This window comes from Bradyrhizobium sp. USDA 4011 (assembly GCF_054063415.1).
Genome location: NZ_JBSSGG010000001.1, coordinates 4759598 through 4779148, shown reverse-complemented (window position 1 = coordinate 4779148; position 19551 = coordinate 4759598). Strand labels below are relative to the sequence as shown.

Below are 19551 nucleotides of genomic sequence, written 5' to 3'. Positions count from 1 at the left end.
GTTCCTATCGCCAGATCAATCGTCGTCGCTGTCGGAAGTTTCAATCGGGTCTTCGCCGGTCGCGTCAGCCGCCGGAACCTCGGCGGCAAGGCGGCGGACCTCGACCACCTTGGTGCCGGGGAAGCGGGCCAGCACCTCCTGTACGCGCGGATCGGCCTCCGCGGCACGCTGATGCTCGCTGCGCGCCAATTCGTTCTGCGAACGCACCGTGGGCTGGCCGGCCTCGTTGGAAATGATCACGGTCCAGCGCCGCCCGGTCCATAGTTCGAGCTTGCGCGACAAATCGGTAACGAGCGCGCGCTGCGCCTTCGGCTCGAGCGCGATTTCGAGCTGGCCGTCCTCGATGCGCACCAGCCGCACATCGGCCTCCAGCGCGCTCTTGGTCATGATATCGCGCTTCTCGCCGGCGAGCGCGATCAGTTGCGGAAAGCTGGTGATGCGCAGCGCCGGCGCGGCATCGGCGACCGGCGCGGCCATCTGCGGACGTGCGGCGAGATCGACGCGCGACGAGGCCTGCGGCGCCCGCATCGGCGCCGACGGCATGGCCGACATCGTCGAGGCCGGCGCGCCACGTGGCTGTGGCGAGGCGGTAGAACCTGACGTCGCGGGCGCCGCGCCGCCGCCATTCTGCTCGATCATCCGGATCGCTTCATCCGGCGTCGGCAGGTCGGCAACATAGGCGATCCGCACCAGCACCATCTCGGCAGCGGCGGCCGGGCGCGTCGCGGTCTGCACCTCGGCGATGCCCTTGAGCAGCATCTGCCACATCCGCGACAGCACCCGCATCGACAGCTTGGCGGCGAATTCACGCGCGCGCACCCGCTCGGTCTCGCCGAACGCGACATTGTCGGCCGTCGATGGCACGACCTTGACGCGGGTGACGAAATTGACGAACTCGGCAAGGTCGGACAGCACCACGACCGGATCGGCGCCGACATCATACTGCGCGCGGAATTCGGCGAAGGCGCTGGCGAGATCGCCGCGCGCCAGCGAATCGAAGAGATCGATGACCCGGGTGCGGTCGGCGAGGCCGAGCATCTGCCGGACTGCGTCGGCCTTCACGAGGCCTGCGGCATGCGCGATCGCCTGGTCGAACAGCGACAGGGAATCGCGCACCGAACCTTCGGCGGCGCGCGCGATGATGCCGAGCGCCTCGGGCTCGACCTCGACGCCTTCCTTGGCCGCGATGTTACCGAGATGCTTCATCAGCACGTCGGCCTCGACGCGGCGCAGGTCGAAGCGCTGGCAGCGCGACAGCACCGTGATCGGAACCTTCCGGATTTCGGTGGTGGCGAACACGAACTTGGCGTGCTCCGGCGGCTCCTCCAGCGTCTTCAGGAAGGCGTTGAAGGCCGCCGTCGACAGCATGTGGACTTCGTCGATGATGTAGACCTTGTAGCGCGCGCTGGCCGGCGCATAGCGCACGCTGTCATTGATCTGGCGGACATCGTCGACGCCGGTGTGGGACGCGGCGTCCATCTCCAGCACGTCCATGTGCCGGCTTTCCATGATCGCCTGGCAGTGCACGCCGAGGTCGGGCATGTGGATGGTCGGCCCCTTCACCGAACCGTCCGGCTTCGCGTAGTTCAAGGCACGGGCGAGGATGCGCGCGGTGGTGGTCTTGCCGACCCCGCGGACGCCGGTCAGGATCCAGGCCTGCGGAATCCGCCCGGTCTCGAAGGCGTTCGAGACGGTGCGTACCATGGCCTCCTGGCCGATCAGATCCTCGAAGCTGGAGGGACGGTATTTGCGGGCGAGAACGCGGTACGGCTTGGCCGTATCAGGCGCGCCACCCAAATCAAAACCGCCGTCAAGGCTTGCTTTGCCTGCGCCGTCGGACGGTTGGGAGGGGTCGCCAGCGTCGTTCATGCATCGATCCGCAACTTGGGAATTGTTTCGTCAACCGGCGTGCGGATAGGAGCCGAAATCGAGCGCCGGGCGCGGAGACCGCCGTTCCAGCGCGATTCGCTCGGAAAAACAGGTAGGAGACTGACGAGCGACCCGATCCGGACCTCGTTAGGGCTGCTTCCTTCCGGACCTGACCCGGTTGGCGAGTGGCTCGTCCACCGCCAATCTCCCGGTCCCTATTTGGGGCCAAAACCGCCGGAAAGCAAGCGGCCTGACCGGGCTTTGTGGGGCTTGTCTGGGAACACGGAAAGGCATTACTTGCGCCTCATGCCCGCCTCCAACTGGTCGCTGCATTCGCAGCTCAAGAAAGACACCATCGACATCGGCGACCTGCCGCTGTGCAAGGTGCTCGTCATCAAGGATGCGCATTATCCCTGGCTGCTGCTGGTGCCGCGGCGCGACGGCGCGGTCGAGATCATCGACCTCGACGAGGTCGAGCAGGCGCAGCTGATGACGGAGATCACCCGCGTCTCGCGGGCCCTGAAAGAGGTCACCAAGTGCGACAAGCTGAATGTCGCAGCGCTCGGCAACCTCGTCCCGCAACTCCACGTCCACGTCATCGCGCGCCGCACCAGCGACGCTGCATGGCCGCGTCCCGTTTGGGGCGTGATGCCGCCGCTGGCGCATGACCCCGAGGAAGTGCAGAATTTCATCAACGCGCTTCGCCGCAAGATCTGGTTGGGTTGATTTTCGATGTCTGCATCCGATTCATTTCCGCTCGGCCAGCCGGCCTTCGTCACCCATGTGCTGGACCGCGCCGCGCATCTGCGCAGCAATGACGAGAAGCTGTTCGCGCTGGAAGGCCACCGCGAGGCGAGAGCCTATGTGATCTATCGCGACTCGCTGGTCGTGAAGCAGGAGGAAGGCGGCGCCCGCGCCCTGCTCTCGCTGGAGGAGGCCCGCAGCTTTGGCGCCAATCCCGGCACGATCTTCCTGGGGCTACGCGATGCCGCGCCGATCTTCGGCATGGGGATCGCGCCGCAGGCGGCCGAGAAGCTGGTCGGGCGCAGTGACGTCGCGATCACCGAATTGCGCGGCATGGCGATGCAGGGCGTGGTGCCGCCGGAGCAGCTGTCGGCCATCGCGATGGCGAAATCGATGGTGACCTGGCACCAGCGCCACGGCTTCTGTCCGAACTGCGGCACCCGCACGGCGATGAAGGACGGCGGCTGGAAGCGCGAATGCCCGAGCTGCAAGGCCGAGCACTTTCCGCGTACCGATCCGGTCGTGATCATGCTGGTCACGTCGGGCGACAAGGTGCTGCTCGGCCGGCAGAAGCAGTTCATGCCCGGGATGTATTCCTGCCTCGCCGGCTTCGTCGAAGCCGCCGAGACCATCGAGGACGCGGTCCGGCGCGAGATTTTCGAAGAGGCCGGCATCCGCTGCACCGACGTCAATTACTACATGACGCAGCCCTGGCCCTATCCGTCATCGCTGATGATCGGCTGCACCGCGCGTGCGACCAACGAGGACATCGTGGTCGACCGCACCGAGCTCGAGGACGCACGCTGGTTCGACCATGCCGAGGCGACGCTGATGCTCAAGCGCCAGCATCCCGGGGGCCTGGCCGGCCCGCATCCGTTCGCGATTGCCCATCATTTGCTCGGCCGCTGGGTGCACCACCGAAATCCGTTGGACCAGTAGCGGGAACCGGACATCGTTCTGCCGATTACATCCGGACAGGTTGAGTTGACGGAACCATTGCGACGGACCCCTGCATGAATTTTCAGAACGGCGCCACGAAAGTCCCGCCCCGCATCCTCTGCATCGGCCTGCCGGTGCGCGACCTGACCTTCCGCGTCAACGTACCGGCCCGCGGTTCCAAGGAGAACGCCACCCATTTCGACGAGATCTGCGGCGGCAACGCGCTGAACGCCGCCATCGGCATCGTGCGGCTGGGCGGCCGCGCCTCGATCTGCGGGCCGATGGGCGATTCGCGGGAGACCTCGAGCCGCTACATCTTCGACAAGCTGGCCCAGGAAGGCATCGAGACCAACCATCTCATCCACATGCCGGACCTGGTTACCCCGATCTCGGCGATCATGATCGACGACACCGGTGAGCGCACCATCGTCACCTTCCGCGATCCCGAGCTGTGGAAGGTCAAGCTGCCGCCGACCGAGCTGCTGCTGGAGGATTGCGCGGCGATCCTGACCGAGAGCCGCTGCGCGCCGTTCTGCACCGAGCTTTGCGCCGAGGCGGTCAAACGCGGCATTCCCGTGGTGGTCGACGTCGACCGCGCGATGTCGATGCGGGAAGGGCTGCTTACCGCCTCCTCCCATCTGGTGTTTTCCAGCGAGCCGCTGCAGCAGACCGCCGACGTCACCGACGACGGCCAGGCACTGCAAAAGCTCGCCAAGCTCACCCCGTCCTTCCTGGCCGGCACGCGCGGCCCTCAGGGCACGATCTGGCTCAACGAGAAGGGCGGGCTCGAGGAGACGCCGGCCTTCCCGGTCCATACCGTCGACACGCTGGGCGCCGGCGACGTCTTCCATGGGGCGTTTGCCCTCGCCATTACCGAGAAGCAGGAGCTGCGGCAGGCGCTCCGCTTTGCCTCGGCCGCCGCCGCGCTGAAATGCACCCGGTTCGGGGGCGCTTATGCCGCACCGCAACGTACTGAAGTTGAAGCGTTTTTGGGCGAACACGCCGACGTCCGGCCGGCCTGATCGGCCACGACCCGCTTGATTTGGAAGATTTTTCTCTATATGAGGGAGTTTGAACCTTCATGTGGAACTTTCTTCTATGACCGATGTCGCCATTCAGCTTCATGACAACAACCGCCGCCTCGACGCGATCGATCGCAAGATCCTGACCGTGTTGCAGGAGGACGCCTCGCTCTCCGTCGCCGAAATCGGCGACCGGGTCGGGCTGTCGTCGACGCCGTGCTGGAAGCGCATCCAGCGGCTCGAGGCCGACGGCGTGATCCTGCGCCGCGTGGCGCTGGTCGATCAGAACAAGATCGGGCTCGGGATTTCGGTGTTCGTCTCGGTCGAGAGCGCCGACCATTCGGAAGCCTGGCTGCGCAAATTCGCCGACGCCGTAAGCGCCATGCCCGAAGTGATGGAGTTCTACCGGATGGCCGGCGACGTCGACTACATGCTGCGCGTCGTGGTCGCCGACATGCAGGCCTACGACGTGTTCTACAAGAAGCTGATCAGTGCCGTGCCGCTGAAGAACGTCACCTCGCGCTTCGCGATGGAGAAGATCAAGTCGGTGACGGCGCTGCCGGTGCCGGCGGCGTAAGCGCCGCCCGCTGAACCGCCATCGCGCGGCTCGACCGGGCGATCCAGTACGCCGCGGCCTCTCGGCTCCATTACTACCGTCTCTGGAATACTGGATCACCCGCATGCGCGGGTGATGACCCCATTCTTCGCGGCGAGTACCCAGCTCAAATCTTCTGATTGTATTCGCCGACCTCGGGGTGCGTGCGCAGCACCGAATCCATCGCCTCGAACATGTCGCGCATGCGCTGCTCGCTGACCGGGCTTTCCACCACGACCACGAGCTCCGGCTTGTTGGAGGATGCGCGCACCAGGCCCCAGCTGCCGTCAGCGACCGTGACGCGCACGCCGTTGACGGTGACGAGATCGCGGATGTACTGGCCTGCGACCTGCGCGCCGTTCCGTTGCAGCGTCTCGAAGTGCTTCACGACCGCGTCGACCACGCCATACTTCGCCTCGTCGGCGCAATGCGGCGACATGGTCGGCGACGACCAGGTCTTCGGCAGTGCGTCCTTCAGGTCGGCCATCGACTTGCCGGGGGCGCGGTCTAGCATCTCGCAGATCGCGATCGCCGACACCAGGCCGTCGTCATAGCCGCGGCCGAACGGCTTGTTGAAGAAGAAGTGGCCGGACTTCTCGAAGCCGGCGAGCGCGCCCAATTCGTTGGTGCGGCGCTTCATGTAGGAATGCCCGGTCTTCCAGTAGACCGTTTTCGCGCCCTGCTTCTGCAACACGGGATCGGTCACGAACAATCCGGTCGACTTCACGTCGACGACGAACTGCGCATTGGCGTTGATCGCCGACATGTCGCGCGCCAGCATGACGCCGACCTTGTCGGCAAAGATCTCCTCGCCGGTGTTGTCGACCACGCCGCAGCGGTCGCCGTCGCCATCGAAGCCGAGACCGACATCGGCCTTGTGCGCCAGCACCGCATCGCGGATCGCGTGCAGCATCTCCATGTCTTCGGGATTCGGATTATATTTCGGGAAGCTGTGATCGAGTTCGGTGTCGAGCGGAATCACCTCGCAGCCGATCGCCTCCAGCACCTGCGGCGCGAACGCGCCCGCGGTGCCGTTGCCGCAGGCCGCCACCACCTTCAGCTTGCGCTTCAGCTTGGGCCGGCTGGTGAGGTCGGCGATGTAGCGCGCCGGATAGTTCTCGTGAAACTGGTAGGAGCCGCCGGCCTTGTTGTCGAACGCGGCGTTGAGCACGATCTCCTTCAGCCGCGTCATCTCGTCGGGGCCGAAGGTGAGCGGACGGTTGGCGCCCATCTTGACGCCGGTCCAGCCATTGTCGTTGTGCGAGGCGGTGACCATCGCGACGCAAGGCACGTCGAGATCGAACTGCGCGAAATAGGCCATCGGCGTCACCGCGAGCCCGATGTCGTGCACCCTGCAGCCCGCCGCCATCAGGCCCGAGATCAGCGCGTATTTGATCGAGGCGGAATAGCCGCGGAAATCGTGACCGGTGACGATCTCCTGCTTGACGCCGAGCTCCGCGATCAGCGCGCCGAGCCCCATGCCCAGCGCCTGCACGCCCATCAAATTGATCTCCTTGTTGAACAGCCAGCGCGCGTCGTATTCGCGAAACCCGGTGGGCTTCACCAGCGGCTCGGATTCGAACGCGTAGGTGTTCGGCACCAGCGCGGATTTCGGCTTGGGAAACATCAGAAATGGCCTCGTAGAAATGCGGAGGAACAATGCCGCTGGCTTTAGCGAATGCATCGCCGCAGCGGAAGGCAGGATCGACGGGTTCTGGCTAATAATTACGGCAGATTTGGCGTCGGCGAAATACTTGCACGCCCGCGCAATACGCCGCGCTGTTGTGCCATACGAGCTGCTTGACCGCCAATCGCTCCGACCCAGCATGGTTTCGGCAGAAGGTGTGACGCCAGGCAAGGACAGGCATTGCCGTGCGGTTATTATTTCAGCCGCTCTGCAATCTGCCCGTCGAACAGATCAGCCCGTCGAATAGTTACACGTCGGGCAACTCACCGATATATTTTCACCATCGCAACAATTGAGCCCGCACCGGAAAATCCGCTGCGGGCTTTTTGAATCGGACAGGCCGCTGTCGGCCAATACGCTGCCGAGCGCACCGAAATTGGCCACCGCAGCGAACCGAACTGGCTGATAGCCAGGGCCGCCCCCACCGACAGACGGACGCCCCGCGAAGACGATGGGCAAGCCGAACCGGAAGCGACACTTCCGCACCATCGCGCAAGCCATCCTTCAAGCGCCTGCCTTCAAACATCCAACGCCAACCCAGCCCTCTCCGCGAGGTGCGGTCACGCACGGGCTCGCTCGAAGCTGTCCGTAACATCTGTAGGTGATGATCAATGCCCGATTACTCTCTGGTGCCGGTAGACCATCAGCCGGATTTCGATGACTACTCGCTCGTTCCGGTTGACCACGATCCGTTCGCCGCGGATCGCCTCGCTCAACAGGCGCAGATTCAACTGGCTCAGTCCCGGCCGCAAGGCCCACAGCAGCAACAGCCAGCAACGGAAGCCGGTCAGCCCGACGCCGGTGCGCCTGCTGCAGGCGGTGATCCCAGCGGATCGGTAGGCGGCGGCATCGGCCCCGCTGGACGTGTCCCCAACCCGACCTTGGATCAAGGCGCAGCCAAAGCTGCTCCCTTTGGCGGCCACGCTAATCCGACGCCAACAGACTCGCTTCCATCACACGGTGGCCCAATTCCCTTGCTTGAACATGGTAAGGTTGACAGCTATTTTTACGCAAAGAACTCGATTGGCACCCCGCCAGAAGGCCCGCAGGTTACTACTGCCAATCGGAATCTCACCATCACTGCCACTGACAACGCCAAACCCACGAATTTCAGTGGGGTTTATGGACATACGCTAACGTTCTCAGAAGCCGGTAGCAATAATTTGAGAATAATCACCGCTGCCGACCCAACTGGTTTGTTAGTAGCGACCCCGGTTGAAGGTAATCCAAACCTCCTGAGTGTCAGAGAGTACAAGGGCTACTAAGTAACCGCGGTCGAGCGGCATATCCCCGATGTATTGTCGACGGCCGCCGAAGACACGCTGGCCAATGCCAAGTGGCAAAAATGCGAACTGGCGAAACTCGACCAAGGGCCGGCGGGAAGCTGGCTTCGCCGCGGTTCGCGCGCGGACCGCTGATGGACCTGCCAGCCTTGTGCCAAGCCATCGTCGAACTCATCGTTCGACTACGAACTCTCGAGGCCCGTACTGCAATAGACAAATCGGTGAAAAGCAACGGCGTGAATAAATCTGCCAAAATAGTGCCAGACTATGGACTCATTGGTGCGTAGCCAAATGCGGATTGATGCGAGTTTGACGAATGCCGGATAACTAGCTGCGAGTTTATCGTATCTGATTGCGACGCGGTCCGCATCACAGGGGAAGACATGGAGAGGTCTTATGAGGCTTCTGAGGACCGGGATACTCGCACTTTCGCTAACCGTGACGGCGACCGTTGGGCTGGCTGCGGATTACGAAATTTTCGCTGAGTTTGCGACTGTGGAGACTGGGGTAAACCATTATGCTGTCGAACGCCTCGACCACAAGAACGAGAAGCTTCATCACTGCACCGCAGTCCTCGACGCCGAGACTAAGCAATTGACCGGTCAATGCACCGAGAGGCCCGGCTTTCCGGAGAAACCGACCGGCAAAGGACTTAACGTACAGGGAGGGATTTCAAACATTTTTGGCGGATTGCCAGTGTTAGGCTCTTGGAAAATCGATCAGACTACCGGGAAAACTGAGTTCTGTATTTCAGACCCTGCTCAGTGCGTGGAGGTAACTCCGCAATAGACATTTGAAAAATGCCAAGCTGGCCCAGGCCCAGCCGCAAAGCCCACCGCAGCAACAGCGCGTCAAAGTCAACGACGACTTCATCAACTATGTGCCGGAGTGGCCGCAAGCCGAGGGGTCAGGCGCGGCGACGCGCAAGATGTGTCCCATATCAACGTGACACCGGAGGTTCGCGCCGGCCTCCTCAGCATGACGGTGACAGATTCGAGCCCGCGATCTCGGCAATCGTCGTCCTGGCTTTCGCCCATAGGCGCTAAGATAGTTTGATCATTGCCTGATAGCGGCGCTTGCGTCTGGGGGGCTCGCGCAGATGTCGCCGGAGAGCACGGCTTGCTCTGCGCAGACAAGCGATCGTGGGTTGGGGAATGACGGCTTGGAGCAATGAGGCGATGAGCTGACGTAGCAGGCGCCATGCGGAAGGTCTGGTCAGGCGGCTTCGTCCAAGCGGGGAGAGTCCTCGAGTTCGTCGACCAGCGGCTCGAGCAGTAGAGTGATCAGCAGGTGAGCGAGGATATGGGGTTTAGCGGACCGCTGGTCAGTTCCGGGAGGTCCCTTCAAGCCAATCAAGCTCTTCAGCCGCTTGAAGCCGAGCTCAATCCGCCATCGCAACCGGTAGAGGGCAATGACGTCAGCAGCCGTGAAGTCCTCGCCCTTGAGCGAGGTCGCCAGGATTACCCAATCTGCGGCCTCAAGCGTTTGCCTGGAGAGTTGATGGCCTCCCTTCTGGGCTGTCCTGCGTGCCTTGCGTCGCGCCTCCGCGGCCGCATGCGCCGGCTTTTTGACCGCAACCAAGCGCACAGCAAGCGGTTGCGCACCGGACTTGCGCTCTATCCAGATCGGTCGATCGATCATGCCGCCTGCCAAGGCCTTGCGCAGCTCTGCGATGAGATCGACAAGGTTGCCGTTGCGATCCAGCCAACGCGCGCTCTTCCAGCCCGCGCGGATCACGAAGTCCGCGCCGGCATCGACCAGATGCGCCATGCGCTCTGGTTGCAGGTAGGCACGGTCGGCAAGACGGATCTCGCCGGCAGTCACGGGTATCCGATCCAGTGTCTCGCCTGCGCCCTCATCGGTCAGCTCGAAGTGCCCAAAGCGCTCTTGCGGAAGATCGAACGCACTGTGGATACGCCACACCGCGTTGTTTTGCCTGCCCTCGGTTCCGGCTTTGGGGACCGTCGTGGCGTCAACGATGCGGATCAGCCGACCGCGGCTTGCCTTCGGCGCACCACTCGCAAGTGCCTGACCTATCAGTTGCGCCAGCCAATCTCCGGACTGACGCAAGCGATACAACAGAGCCACGTTGGAGATGTCGACAAGGCCCACCGACGTCGCCCACGCCGCCGTCAGCCGCAGACCCCGCGTGCCCAGACAATACGCAAGGATCAGCCGCAGCAAATCAACCGCATTGGTGATCTCGCGCGGACGAACAAACGCCTTCGTCTCGCGCGCGCCAACCTCCAGAGCCTCAGCCCCACCAAGCCGAGCAACAACACGCGCCCAGTCTTCGTTCACAAGCGATTCGTGTCTCATCCCTTCTTGGAATCACATACAAATTCAACGCGCAAATCCTATTTTAGCGCCTATGGGCGAAAGCCAGGACGACAGCGAGTGTGTTGCACGGTACCCCGTGAGCATAGTTACTGCTCCAGCAACAATTTGCCGTTGGCGTATTCGAAGCGCTTCAGCTTGGACAGGAAGGACAGGCCGAGCAGGTTCTCGGACAGCGCCTCGTCCGGCAGCACCATCGCGTCGACGTCACGCACAGTGAGGCCGCCGATCTCGATCATGGCGAGGCGAGCCCGTGCCGCCTTGATGGTGCCATTGGCGGTGGTGACACGCGAGGTGTAATCGCCCGGCACCGGACGCAGGCCGAAGCGCGCCGCCGAGGTCTCGTTCAGGGCGACCACGGAAGCGCCGGTGTCGACCATGAAGTTGATGCGCTGGCCGTCGATCCGGCCGTCGGCCGCGAAGTGACCGCGCGGATCGGGCGCAATGCTGAGCGTGCGGGCGCTGGCCTGCGCCACCGTGACGGCTGGGGCCATGGTCTGCTTCGCGGTGGTCGCGGCGGCGGGCGACATCTTGCTGGCCATCTGGGCCATGAAGGTGCCCAGCCCGATCAGGATGGCCGCGAAAATCATCAGGTTACGCATGACACCATACTCGGAAAACCGAACACGCAATTTCACCACGCCCGCCGCCCTGCCGCGAGCGAGGGCTGCAGCGCGAGGCTGCCATTTTGGCGAAAAGGATGAGCGAAGAGTTAATATGAGCCGGCAGAAACGGCCGAACTGCATCGCCGGACGTTCACCTCTCCCTTGGGAGAGGTCGGCGCGTAGCGCCGGGTGAGGGGTTACGCTCTCTCGTTGGAGCTGCGGCCCCTCACCCGATTTGCTGCGCAAATCGACCTCTCCCCAACGGGGAGAGGTAAGTCCGGTCTGCGGACCCTGCTCAACCCAAACTCATACCGGTTCAGGTGGCCATTCAAGCGACGCCGCCATCAGGCGGTCTTGGCGACCGGGCTCGGCATCGCAACGCGCAGCGCGTAGTAGACCGCGCCTGCGATGGCGACGCCGAAGAACCAGCCATAGACCGCCCACCAGGCCGGCAGGATCGAGGTGAAGTTCGGCAGCACCGACGAGAACAGGGCGCCGATCGCGGCTGCGATCAGCGCGCTGACGTTCCAGCCGTTCTGGAAGCGATATTCGCCGTCCTCCTGGTACAGCGCCGGCACGTTCACGCGACCCTTGGCGATCAGATAATAATCGACCATCATGATCCCGAAGATCGGCCCCATGGTCGCGCCGATCAGCCCGACGAACGAGGCGGCACTGCCCTCCCAGGGCGCGAACGGATACAGCGCCAGCGCGATCAGCGCCGCGATGTAGCCGCCCTTCTTGAAGTCGATATGCCGGGGAAACACGTTCGAGAAATCGAACGCCGGCGAGACGAAGTTGGCCACCACATTGATACCGAGCGTTGCCACCGCGAAGGTGACCGCCGCGAGCAGCGCCAGGAACCAGCTATCGAACTTCGCCGAGATCTGGTCGGGATGCAGCAGCACCTCGTGATAGACGTTGAACGCCGCGATCGTGGTGACGCCGGCGACCAGCGAGAACAGGATCAGATTGACCGGCAGGCCCCAGATATTGCCCTTGCGCAGGGCCTTGGCGTCGGGTGCGTAACGCGAGAAGTCGCAGAAGTTGAGATAGAGCGCCGCGAAATAGGTGATCCAGGTCGCGGCGACGGCGCACAGCGCCGGGAACGAGCCTGGCACGCCGGGTACGCCGGCATCCCTGGTCTTCTCCAGCAGCACATCCTGCGGGATCGGCGCGGTGAGCGAGATGCCGCCGGCCGCGATGCAGAGATAGATCGCGAGGATCAGCATCATCAGCCACACCGCCGGCCCCGCCCAGTCCTGGAAGCGGCGCACCGTCTCCATGCCGCGCTGGATGATCAGGAGCTGCAGCGCCCAGATCACGACGAAGCAGATCACCTCGAGCCCGGAATGGCCGAGCACATGGGTGGACTGGTGGAACGCCTTGAAGCTGTCGATGCGGCTCAGCAGCGCGACGATGGCGCCCGAGGCCGCCGCGGTCTGCGCGCCGTACCAGAAGCAGGCGACGATGGCGCGCACCAGCGCCGGAATGTTGGCGCCCCAGATTCCGAACGAGGCTCGGGCCAGCACCGGATAGGGCACGCCGGTCTTCACGCCGGCATTGCCGATCAGGCTCATCAGCACGAAGATCACCAGCGAGCCGGCACCGATCGCAAGGATGAAGTTGACGAAGCTGCCGCAGAGCAGGAACAGGCTGGCGGCGAGATAATAGCCCCACAGGCTATGCACGTCCGAGGTCCAGACATTGAAGATGCTGAAGGCGCCCCAGTTGCGCTCCTTGGCTGGCGCCAGGTCCTCATTGTACAGCGACGGCGAGGCGTTCTTGATCTCAGGATTTTCGAGGTTCATGCGGCGTCCCCAGGTTGCGAGCCCGTGATCCCGGCATGCAAATCTAACCACCGTTGACGAACACTTGCCAGCGCCAGACCTCAGAGGTGTGAATCTTTGCAACCCGTCGTCCCTGCGAAAGCAGGGACCCATAACCCCTAAAGGCCACAGTTGCGCGACGCTGTGGCCACAGCGTTCTTCAACGACCCAACCCTGTGGCTATGGGTCCCTGCTTTCGCAGGGACGACACTGGATGTTTGGTGCCGCTCGTGGGTCACATTCTCTCAGGACGACGGGTCATAGGGAATTCACAAGCCCTCAAGTGCCGCGAGGCTTCACGCGCCTGGTCGGCATCGCGCTGGCGGGATCTTCCGGCCAGGGATGGCGCGGATAGCGGCCGCGCAGGTCGGAACGCACCGCAGCGTAACTGCCGCGCCAGAAGCCCGGCAGATCGCGCGTCACCTGCACCGGCCGCTGCGCCGGCGACAACAGTTCCAGCACCAGCGGCACCGCGCCCTTGGCGATCGAGGGATGGGTGTTGAGCCCGAACAACTCCTGCAGCCGCACCGCGATGGTCGGGCCCTGCTCGGCCTCGTAATCGATCGCAAGCTGCGTTCCGGTCGGCGCCTCGAAATGCGTCGGCGCCTCGCGATCGAGCCGCGCGCGTAACTCCCACGGTAGTAGCGTCATCAGCGCGTCCGACAGGTCACCGGCGGACAGATCCTTCAGCGCGGTCTTGTCGTAGAGCGCGGGAACCAGCCAGTCGTCGGCGCGCGCGGCGAGCGCCGTGTCCGACGGATCGGGCCAGCTGTCGTCCTCGGCTTTGCGCAGGAACATGACGCGGTCGCGCCACTGTTTCGAATGCTTCGACCACGGCAGCCGGTCGAGCCCGGCCGCGATCAAGCCGTCGGCGAACACGCGCGCGGTCTCGGCCGATGGCTTGAGCGACATCGGCGCTTCCGACAGCGTGATCGCATGCAGCGAACGGCGGCGGCGCGCGCGCAGCGCCATCGCGCCGCGGTCGAACGTCACCTCTTCCACGCTCTCGATCTGGTCGGCGAAGCGCTGCTCGATCTCCTCCTGGGTGATCGGCGCCGCCAGCAGGATGCGGCCGCTCGCCGCCGTGCCGGTCAGTTCGGCGACCACGATATAGGGCAGCCGCGCCAGCGCCGCGGTCTGCTCCACGGCGGCGCCGCGGCCATTGGCCAGCACGAAGCTGCCATTGCCGCGGTTCTTCGCAACCCGGTCGGGAAAGGCGAAGGCCAGCATGACGCCAGTGGAGAGATGCTTCCGCTCGCCGGTCGCCGCCTTCACCTGCGAAGCCCAGCGCGCGGCCATGCTGCGCGCGCTCGATGCCCGCTGCGAGCGGTCGCGGCGGAACTGGTCGAGCCTGTGGTCGAGATCGACGCTGTCGCCGCCGAGCCCACGCTCGCTCAGCACGGCGGCAATCTCGGCCGCCTCCTCGCCCGCACCAAACCGCGCGGAATCCACGATCATGCGCGCCAGCCGCGGCGGCAGCGCCAGCGCGCGCAGGCTCTTGCCCTCCTCGGTGATGCGGCCGTCGCCGTCGAGCGCGCCGAGCTCGCCGAGCAGCGATCTCGCTTCCTTCAGCGCCGGTCCCGGCGGCGGGTCGAGGAAGGCAAGGCTTGCGGGATCGCTGACGCCCCATTGCGCGAGGTCGAGCACCAGCGAGGACAGATCGGCGGAGAGGATCTCGGGCGCGGTGTAGGCCGGAAGCGACGCGGTCTGCGGCTCGTCCCACAGACGGTAGCAGACGCCGGGCTCTGTACGGCCGGCGCGGCCGCGCCGCTGATCGACCGCGGCGCGCGAGGCCCGCACGGTCTCGAGCCGGGTCAGCGCAATATCCGGCTCGTAGCGCGGCACCCGCGCCAGGCCGCAATCCACCACGATGCGCACGCCCTCGATGGTCAGCGAGGTCTCGGCGATCGAGGTCGCCAGCACCACCTTGCGAATGCCCTTCGGCGCCGGCGCGATGGCGCGATCCTGCACGGCGGCATCGAGCGCGCCGAACAGCGGCACGATCTCGACCGAGGCGTCGTGCACGCGCTCGGCGAGGAAGGTCTGGGTGCGGCGGATCTCGGCCGCGCCCGGCAGGAAGGCCAGCACCGAGCCGGCATCGGCACGCAGCGCGGTCGCGATCGTCTCGGCCATCTGCCGCTCCAGCGGCGCGTCGACCTTGCGGCCGACGTAACGGGTCTCGACCGGGAAGGCGCGGCCCTCGCTCGCGACAACAGGCGCGTCGCCGAGCAGCCTTGCGACGCGCGCGCCATCGAGCGTTGCCGACATCACGAGAATGCGCAGGTCATCGCGCAGGCCGGTTTGCGCGTCGCGCGCCAGCGCCAGCCCGAGATCGGCATCGAGCGAGCGCTCATGGAATTCGTCGAACAGCACCGCGGCGACGCCGTTGAGCTCGGGATCGTCGAGGATCTGGCGCGAGAAGATGCCCTCGGTGACGACTTCGATCCGCGTCGCGCGCGACACCTTTGAGCCGAAGCGCACCCGATAGCCGACGGTCTCTCCGGGACGCTCGCCGAGCGTCTTCGCCATCCGCTCGGCGCTGGCGCGCGCGGCGATGCGGCGCGGCTCCAGCACGATGATCTTCTTCCCCTTGGCCCACGGCGCGTCGAGCAACGCCAGCGGCACGCGCGTGGTCTTGCCGGCGCCCGGCGGCGCGACCAGCACGGCGGCATTGTGGCGATCGAGCGTGCGGTCGAGTTCATCGAGCACGGCGTCGATCGGCAGCGGGCTATCGAAATGGTGCGGCAAGGAGTCTCATCGCGGCAGCGGCCCTCGGCCGACCTGCGTCCTGTGGTTAACGAACCCCGGATTCGCTCAGGATTCTCTTGGGATTTCCGGGCCTCTTAGACCATTCGCCGGTTACAGGGAACCGGGGAAAGGTCCGCCTTCGGCGGCACATCATTTGTAAGGATAAAGGAGAAAGCAACCGATCGGGCCGATGATGAGCCCGATCACGCCGGAACGGGACAAGGATGACCACAAACGGCACACAGGCTGCGACAGATCGTTCCGCCGGGAACGCGGCCGCGCGCGTCGATTGGGTCGACTATGCCAAGGGCATCTGCATCGTCATGGTCGTGATGATGCATTCGGTGCTGGGGGTCGAGAAGGCCGCCGAGCAGACCGGCTTCATGCATTATGTCGTGATGTTCGCAAAACCGTTCCGGATGCCTGACTTCTTCTTGATCTCGGGGCTGTTCCTGTCGGTCGTGATCGATCGCGATTGGCGCACCTATCTCGACCGCAAGGTGATGCACTTCGCCTATTTCTATGTGCTGTGGGTGTCGATCCAGTTCGGCTTCAAGGCGCCGTCGCTGGCCGCTGAGGTAGGCTGGGCCGCGGTCGGGCTGCAATATCTCGAGGCCTTCATCGAGCCGTTCGGCACGCTGTGGTTCATCTATCTGCTGCCGATCTTCTTCGTCGTCACCAAGCTCACGCGCAATGTCCACCCGCTCGCGATCTGGCTCGTTGCCGCGGCGCTGGAGAGCGCGCATATCGTGACCGGCTGGACCGTGATCGACGAGTTCTGCGCCCGCTTCGTCTACTTCTTCACCGGCTATGTGCTCGCTGCTTACGTATTCGCGCTGTCGGACCGCGCCCGGGCACGGCCTGCATTTGCGCTGCTCGGGCTTGGGCTCTGGGCGCTCGTCAATGGCAGCCTGGTCGCGCTCGATATCAGTGAATGGCCGCTCGTCTCGCTGGCCCTCGGCCTGGCCGGCGCCTGCGCGATCATCGTGACCGGCACCCTGCTGGCACGCGCGCACCGGCTCGGCTTCCTGCGCTTCTGCGGCGAGCACTCGATCGTGATCTACCTTGCCTTCTTCCTGCCGATGGCCGCGACGCGCACCCTTCTGCTGCGGTTCGATGTCATCCACGACATCGGCCTGGTCGCGCTGATCGTCACCGCGGTCGGCGTCGCCGGCGCGCTGCTGATCTGGCGGCTGGCGCTGGCGGCCCGGGCCAATTTCCTGTTCGAGCGGCCCGACGCGTTCTGGATTGCCCCGAAAAAGGCGGCGCCCACGCTGCAGGCGGCCGAATAGGCCGCCGGTAGTGCCGGAAGTCATGGACCGGATTCGTTCCGACAGCGGCGAACCTGGCCATTCCAATTTTCCGTACGTTGAAATGACTGGCTTTTTAGTCCCGAATGTTTCGTCGCCGGGGCCGCGACGAAACAATTCTCCCGGTCACGAAACCATTTTCCGCTTTTCGCGCAGACATCCGGAAACGGGCGCTAACTAACAATTCTCCCAACGAACCGCCGCCCAACGGCGAACTGGGAGCCTGTCATGCCGAACGTCATCGCCATCAACCCTGCAGCCAGCAAGCACATCGACGCTGCACGCGCGACCTCGGATGAAACGCTGCTCGCGCATATCGCCAAGAATAACCGCACCTCGATGCACACGCTCTATGCCCGTCACAACGTCCGGGTTTACCGCTTCGTGCTCCGCATGGTGCGCGACACCACGATGGCCGAGGACCTGGTCAGCCAGGTGTTCCTGGACGTCTGGCGCACCGCGGCCCAGTTCGAGGGTCGCTCGCAGGTCTCGACCTGGCTGCTGTCGATCGCCCGCTTCAAGGCGCTGACCGCGCTGCGTCAGCGCAGGCATGAGGACATCGACCAGGACGACGTGCTGGAGATCGCCGACGGCGCCGACACGCCGGAAACCTCGCTCGATCGCGCCACCACCAGCGAGATCCTGCGCGCCTGCGTGGCCAAGCTGTCGCCGGCCCACCGCGAGATCATCAATCTGGTCTACTACCATGAGAAGTCGGTCGAGGAGGCCGGCCAGATCATCGGTATCCCGCAGAGCACGGTGAAGACCCGCATGTTCTATGCCCGCAAGCAGCTCGCCGACCTCCTGAGGGGCGCCGGCGTGGACAGCGTCGCGGCCTAAAGTAAAGCAAAATCAGGTTCTTAGCAGGAGATCAAGCAATCCTGGCAATTGTCCACGAAGCCAAAAAAGTTCGGCGACGAAACAATTGAAACAATCGACGACATCACCCGGAAAAACGCGATCTCTATACCCATATCCAACGACGCAACCTCAACCCCAATTCACTGACCCAGATTTCGATACCTCCCTAGTTCTAACCTCCCAAGTAATCTCCAACGACCCGGCCGGGATGCCCCCCAGCCGGGTCGCTCTGTTTCTGGCGCGCGGTCGTGAAGCCGAACGCAGTTCGTCTCACACGGACGTGACGTCGTCCGCGGCCAACTCTCCGTAACGGCCACGCCGTCCTCGCGAAGAACATCAGGCGTACCCGGCACGGCCCTCTGGCGCGCCGGGACTTCTGATGGACGGACGACGATGCTCAGCCTTGCCCTTGCCCTGCTTGCCGGTGTCGCAACCGTCGCCGCCCCTTGCACCCTGCCGATGCTGCCGATCCTGCTCGGGGTATCGATAGGCCAGACCGGCAAGGCGCGGCCCGCGATGATCGCGCTCGGCTTCGTGATGTCATTCTCCGCGGTGGCATTGCTGCTGAGTGCGATCACGCGTGCCTTCGATTTCGATCCGAACCTGCTGCGGACCGGCGCCGCCATCCTGCTCGCGGGCTTCGGCCTGTTGATGATCTGGCCGGCGCCGTTCGAGTGGCTGTCGATCCGGCTCAGCGGCGCCGCCGGCAGCCTCAGTCAGGCCGGGCCGTCGCCGAGCCTGTTCGGCGGCTTCGTGCTCGGCTCTACGCTCGGCCTGGTGTGGACGCCGTGCGCCGGTCCCGTGCTCGGCTCGATCCTGACCATCGTCGCGACCTCGAAGGACACAGCGTGGGCGAGTCTGCAGCTCGTCACCTACGCGATCGGCGCCGCGATCCCGATGCTTGCCATTGCCTATGGCGGGCAGGCCGTCACCACCCGCGTGCGCAGCATGGCGCGGATCGCGCCGCGCCTGCAGCAAGGCTTCGGCGTCGTGATCATCGCCTTCGCCGCGCTGTCCTACCTGCAATACGACACGCTGATCGTGGCGTGGCTGACCCAGTTCTATCCCAACGGCCAGATCGGCCTGTGAGCTCATAAGGAGAGATCGATGTCCCTGCGCTTGATTGCTGTATCCACCCTTGTTGCGGGCCTTGGCCTCGGCGGCGCCATCATCCCCGGCCTCTGCACCGAGTCCAACGCGCCGGCCGTGCCCGTTCCAATGGCCACCGCGATGACCACCGCGCAGAGCCAGGCCGCGCCCGAATTCGCAGGGATCAGCAACTGGTTCAATTCGCAGCCGCTGAAGCTCGCCGATTTGCGCGGCAAGGTCGTGCTGGTGGATTTCTGGACCTATGGCTGCGTCAACTGCGTCAACACGCTGCCGCACGTCACCCAACTTTATTCAAAGTACCGGGATCGTGGCCTCGTCGTGATCGGGGTCCACACGCCGGAATTCCCGTTCGAGCATTCGGCCTCCAACGTGCAGGCGGCGCTGAAGCGGCACGGCATCCTCTATCCGGTGGCGCAGGACAACAATTCGCAGACCTGGAACGCCTACGGCAACCAGTATTGGCCGGCGCAATACATCATCGACCAGAACGGCAAGATCGTGTTCCAGCACGCCGGCGAGGGTCAGTACGACGAGATCGACCGCACCGTCGCCCGGCTGCTCAACGCCAATAGCTGATTGGACAATTTGTCAGCCAATTGGACAATCCGCCGT

At 64.4% G+C, this 19551-nt stretch carries 17 protein-coding genes, 1 other RNA gene and 1 pseudogene; 12 read left to right on the top strand and 7 right to left on the bottom strand.

The window, feature by feature from the left end:
- Window positions 1-15: 15 nt before the first annotated feature.
- On the bottom strand, window positions 16-1869 hold the full coding sequence (locus ACVW1C_RS22385; RefSeq protein ID WP_456760266.1) for a DNA polymerase III subunit gamma/tau: 1854 nt from the start codon (window positions 1867-1869) through the stop codon (window positions 16-18).
- Window positions 1870-1981: 112 nt separating this feature from the next.
- An RNA gene (gene ffs / locus ACVW1C_RS22380) (signal recognition particle sRNA small type) lies at window positions 1982-2078 on the bottom strand.
- Between the two features lie 97 nt (window positions 2079-2175).
- Between ffs and ACVW1C_RS22375 the strand changes: the two genes are divergently transcribed.
- The 4 genes from ACVW1C_RS22375 to ACVW1C_RS22360 all read left to right on the top strand — a co-directional run bounded on the left by ACVW1C_RS22375 (window position 2176) and on the right by ACVW1C_RS22360 (window position 5151).
- Window positions 2176-2595, top strand: coding sequence for an HIT domain-containing protein (locus ACVW1C_RS22375; protein ID WP_456660736.1), 420 nt, complete (start codon window positions 2176-2178; stop codon window positions 2593-2595).
- 6 nt (window positions 2596-2601) lie between these two features.
- A complete protein-coding gene (nudC, locus tag ACVW1C_RS22370) occupies window positions 2602-3552 on the top strand; it encodes an NAD(+) diphosphatase (protein ID WP_456760265.1) in 951 nt (316 codons plus the stop codon).
- 74 nt (window positions 3553-3626) lie between these two features.
- The gene (locus ACVW1C_RS22365; protein ID WP_456760264.1) at window positions 3627-4574 is read left to right on the top strand and encodes a sugar kinase; all 948 of its coding nucleotides are present in this window, start codon (window positions 3627-3629) and stop codon (window positions 4572-4574) included.
- Between the two features lie 76 nt (window positions 4575-4650).
- A complete protein-coding gene (locus ACVW1C_RS22360) occupies window positions 4651-5151 on the top strand; it encodes an Lrp/AsnC family transcriptional regulator (RefSeq protein ID WP_024578797.1) in 501 nt (166 codons plus the stop codon).
- Window positions 5152-5296: 145 nt separating this feature from the next.
- On the opposite strand, the gene ACVW1C_RS22355 is transcribed toward ACVW1C_RS22360, so the two are convergent.
- Window positions 5297-6796 carry a phosphomannomutase/phosphoglucomutase gene (locus tag ACVW1C_RS22355; protein WP_456760263.1) on the bottom strand — a complete coding sequence of 500 codons (1500 nt, stop codon included), beginning with the start codon at window positions 6794-6796 and terminating at the stop codon, window positions 5297-5299.
- A 671-nt stretch (window positions 6797-7467) separates the two neighbouring features.
- On the opposite strand from ACVW1C_RS22355, the gene ACVW1C_RS22350 reads away from it, so the two are divergent.
- The 4 genes and pseudogenes from ACVW1C_RS22350 (at window position 7468) to ACVW1C_RS22335 (ending at window position 9088) form a co-directional block, all read left to right on the top strand.
- The gene (locus ACVW1C_RS22350; protein ID WP_456760262.1) at window positions 7468-8121 is read left to right on the top strand and encodes a hypothetical protein; all 654 of its coding nucleotides are present in this window, start codon (window positions 7468-7470) and stop codon (window positions 8119-8121) included.
- A gap of 12 nt (window positions 8122-8133) precedes the next feature.
- Window positions 8134-8314 (top strand): annotated as a pseudogene (locus tag ACVW1C_RS22345) (IS701 family transposase); the annotation flags it as partial.
- Between the two features lie 221 nt (window positions 8315-8535).
- On the top strand, window positions 8536-8928 hold the full coding sequence (locus ACVW1C_RS22340) for a hypothetical protein (RefSeq protein ID WP_456760261.1): 393 nt from the start codon (window positions 8536-8538) through the stop codon (window positions 8926-8928).
- Between the two features lie 4 nt (window positions 8929-8932).
- Window positions 8933-9088 (top strand): hypothetical protein, encoded by a 156-nt coding sequence (locus ACVW1C_RS22335; protein ID WP_456760260.1) that lies wholly within the window; start codon window positions 8933-8935, stop codon window positions 9086-9088.
- A 266-nt stretch (window positions 9089-9354) separates the two neighbouring features.
- Here the strand turns inward: ACVW1C_RS22335 and ACVW1C_RS22330 are convergent, their stop codons facing one another.
- From ACVW1C_RS22330 to hrpB, 4 genes are all read right to left on the bottom strand, one after another.
- Window positions 9355-10440 (bottom strand): IS4 family transposase, encoded by a 1086-nt coding sequence (locus ACVW1C_RS22330; RefSeq protein WP_456756830.1) that lies wholly within the window; start codon window positions 10438-10440, stop codon window positions 9355-9357.
- Window positions 10441-10565: 125 nt separating this feature from the next.
- Complete coding sequence (locus tag ACVW1C_RS22325) at window positions 10566-11078, bottom strand: TIGR02281 family clan AA aspartic protease (RefSeq protein ID WP_456760259.1); 513 nt, start codon at window positions 11076-11078, stop codon at window positions 10566-10568.
- 347 nt (window positions 11079-11425) lie between these two features.
- Window positions 11426-12892 carry an NCS1 family nucleobase:cation symporter-1 gene (locus ACVW1C_RS22320; RefSeq protein ID WP_456760258.1) on the bottom strand — a complete coding sequence of 489 codons (1467 nt, stop codon included), beginning with the start codon at window positions 12890-12892 and terminating at the stop codon, window positions 11426-11428.
- 297 nt (window positions 12893-13189) lie between these two features.
- On the bottom strand, window positions 13190-15658 hold the full coding sequence (gene hrpB, locus ACVW1C_RS22315) for an ATP-dependent helicase HrpB (RefSeq protein WP_456760257.1): 2469 nt from the start codon (window positions 15656-15658) through the stop codon (window positions 13190-13192).
- A gap of 224 nt (window positions 15659-15882) precedes the next feature.
- Between hrpB and ACVW1C_RS22310 the strand changes: the two genes are divergently transcribed.
- The 4 genes from ACVW1C_RS22310 to ACVW1C_RS22295 all read left to right on the top strand — a co-directional run bounded on the left by ACVW1C_RS22310 (window position 15883) and on the right by ACVW1C_RS22295 (window position 19515).
- Window positions 15883-16950, top strand: coding sequence for an acyltransferase family protein (locus ACVW1C_RS22310; protein WP_456760256.1), 1068 nt, complete (start codon window positions 15883-15885; stop codon window positions 16948-16950).
- Window positions 16951-17196: 246 nt separating this feature from the next.
- Window positions 17197-17808, top strand: coding sequence for a sigma-70 family RNA polymerase sigma factor (locus ACVW1C_RS22305; RefSeq protein WP_456760255.1), 612 nt, complete (start codon window positions 17197-17199; stop codon window positions 17806-17808).
- 414 nt (window positions 17809-18222) lie between these two features.
- Window positions 18223-18918 carry a cytochrome c biogenesis CcdA family protein gene (locus tag ACVW1C_RS22300; protein WP_456760254.1) on the top strand — a complete coding sequence of 232 codons (696 nt, stop codon included), beginning with the start codon at window positions 18223-18225 and terminating at the stop codon, window positions 18916-18918.
- A gap of 18 nt (window positions 18919-18936) precedes the next feature.
- Window positions 18937-19515 (top strand): redoxin domain-containing protein, encoded by a 579-nt coding sequence (locus tag ACVW1C_RS22295; protein WP_456760253.1) that lies wholly within the window; start codon window positions 18937-18939, stop codon window positions 19513-19515.
- Window positions 19516-19551: the final 36 nt, after the last annotated feature.

Bases quoted from the DNA above. Each gene is read 5' to 3' on its own strand.
- ACVW1C_RS22385 (WP_456760266.1), bottom strand. From the start codon at position 1,869: ATGAACGACGCTGGCGACCCCTCCCAACCGTCCGACGGCGCAGGCAAA.
- ACVW1C_RS22375 (WP_456660736.1), top strand. From the start codon at position 2,176: ATGCCCGCCTCCAACTGGTCGCTGCATTCGCAGCTCAAGAAAGACACC.
- nudC (WP_456760265.1), top strand. From the start codon at position 2,602: ATGTCTGCATCCGATTCATTTCCGCTCGGCCAGCCGGCCTTCGTCACC.
- ACVW1C_RS22365 (WP_456760264.1), top strand. From the start codon at position 3,627: ATGAATTTTCAGAACGGCGCCACGAAAGTCCCGCCCCGCATCCTCTGC.
- ACVW1C_RS22360 (WP_024578797.1), top strand. From the start codon at position 4,651: ATGACCGATGTCGCCATTCAGCTTCATGACAACAACCGCCGCCTCGAC.
- ACVW1C_RS22355 (WP_456760263.1), bottom strand. From the start codon at position 6,796: ATGTTTCCCAAGCCGAAATCCGCGCTGGTGCCGAACACCTACGCGTTC.
- ACVW1C_RS22350 (WP_456760262.1), top strand. From the start codon at position 7,468: ATGCCCGATTACTCTCTGGTGCCGGTAGACCATCAGCCGGATTTCGAT.
- ACVW1C_RS22340 (WP_456760261.1), top strand. From the start codon at position 8,536: ATGAGGCTTCTGAGGACCGGGATACTCGCACTTTCGCTAACCGTGACG.
- ACVW1C_RS22325 (WP_456760259.1), bottom strand. From the start codon at position 11,078: ATGCGTAACCTGATGATTTTCGCGGCCATCCTGATCGGGCTGGGCACC.
- ACVW1C_RS22320 (WP_456760258.1), bottom strand. From the start codon at position 12,892: ATGAACCTCGAAAATCCTGAGATCAAGAACGCCTCGCCGTCGCTGTAC.
- ACVW1C_RS22310 (WP_456760256.1), top strand. From the start codon at position 15,883: ATGACCACAAACGGCACACAGGCTGCGACAGATCGTTCCGCCGGGAAC.
- ACVW1C_RS22305 (WP_456760255.1), top strand. From the start codon at position 17,197: ATGCCGAACGTCATCGCCATCAACCCTGCAGCCAGCAAGCACATCGAC.
- ACVW1C_RS22300 (WP_456760254.1), top strand. From the start codon at position 18,223: ATGCTCAGCCTTGCCCTTGCCCTGCTTGCCGGTGTCGCAACCGTCGCC.
- ACVW1C_RS22295 (WP_456760253.1), top strand. From the start codon at position 18,937: ATGTCCCTGCGCTTGATTGCTGTATCCACCCTTGTTGCGGGCCTTGGC.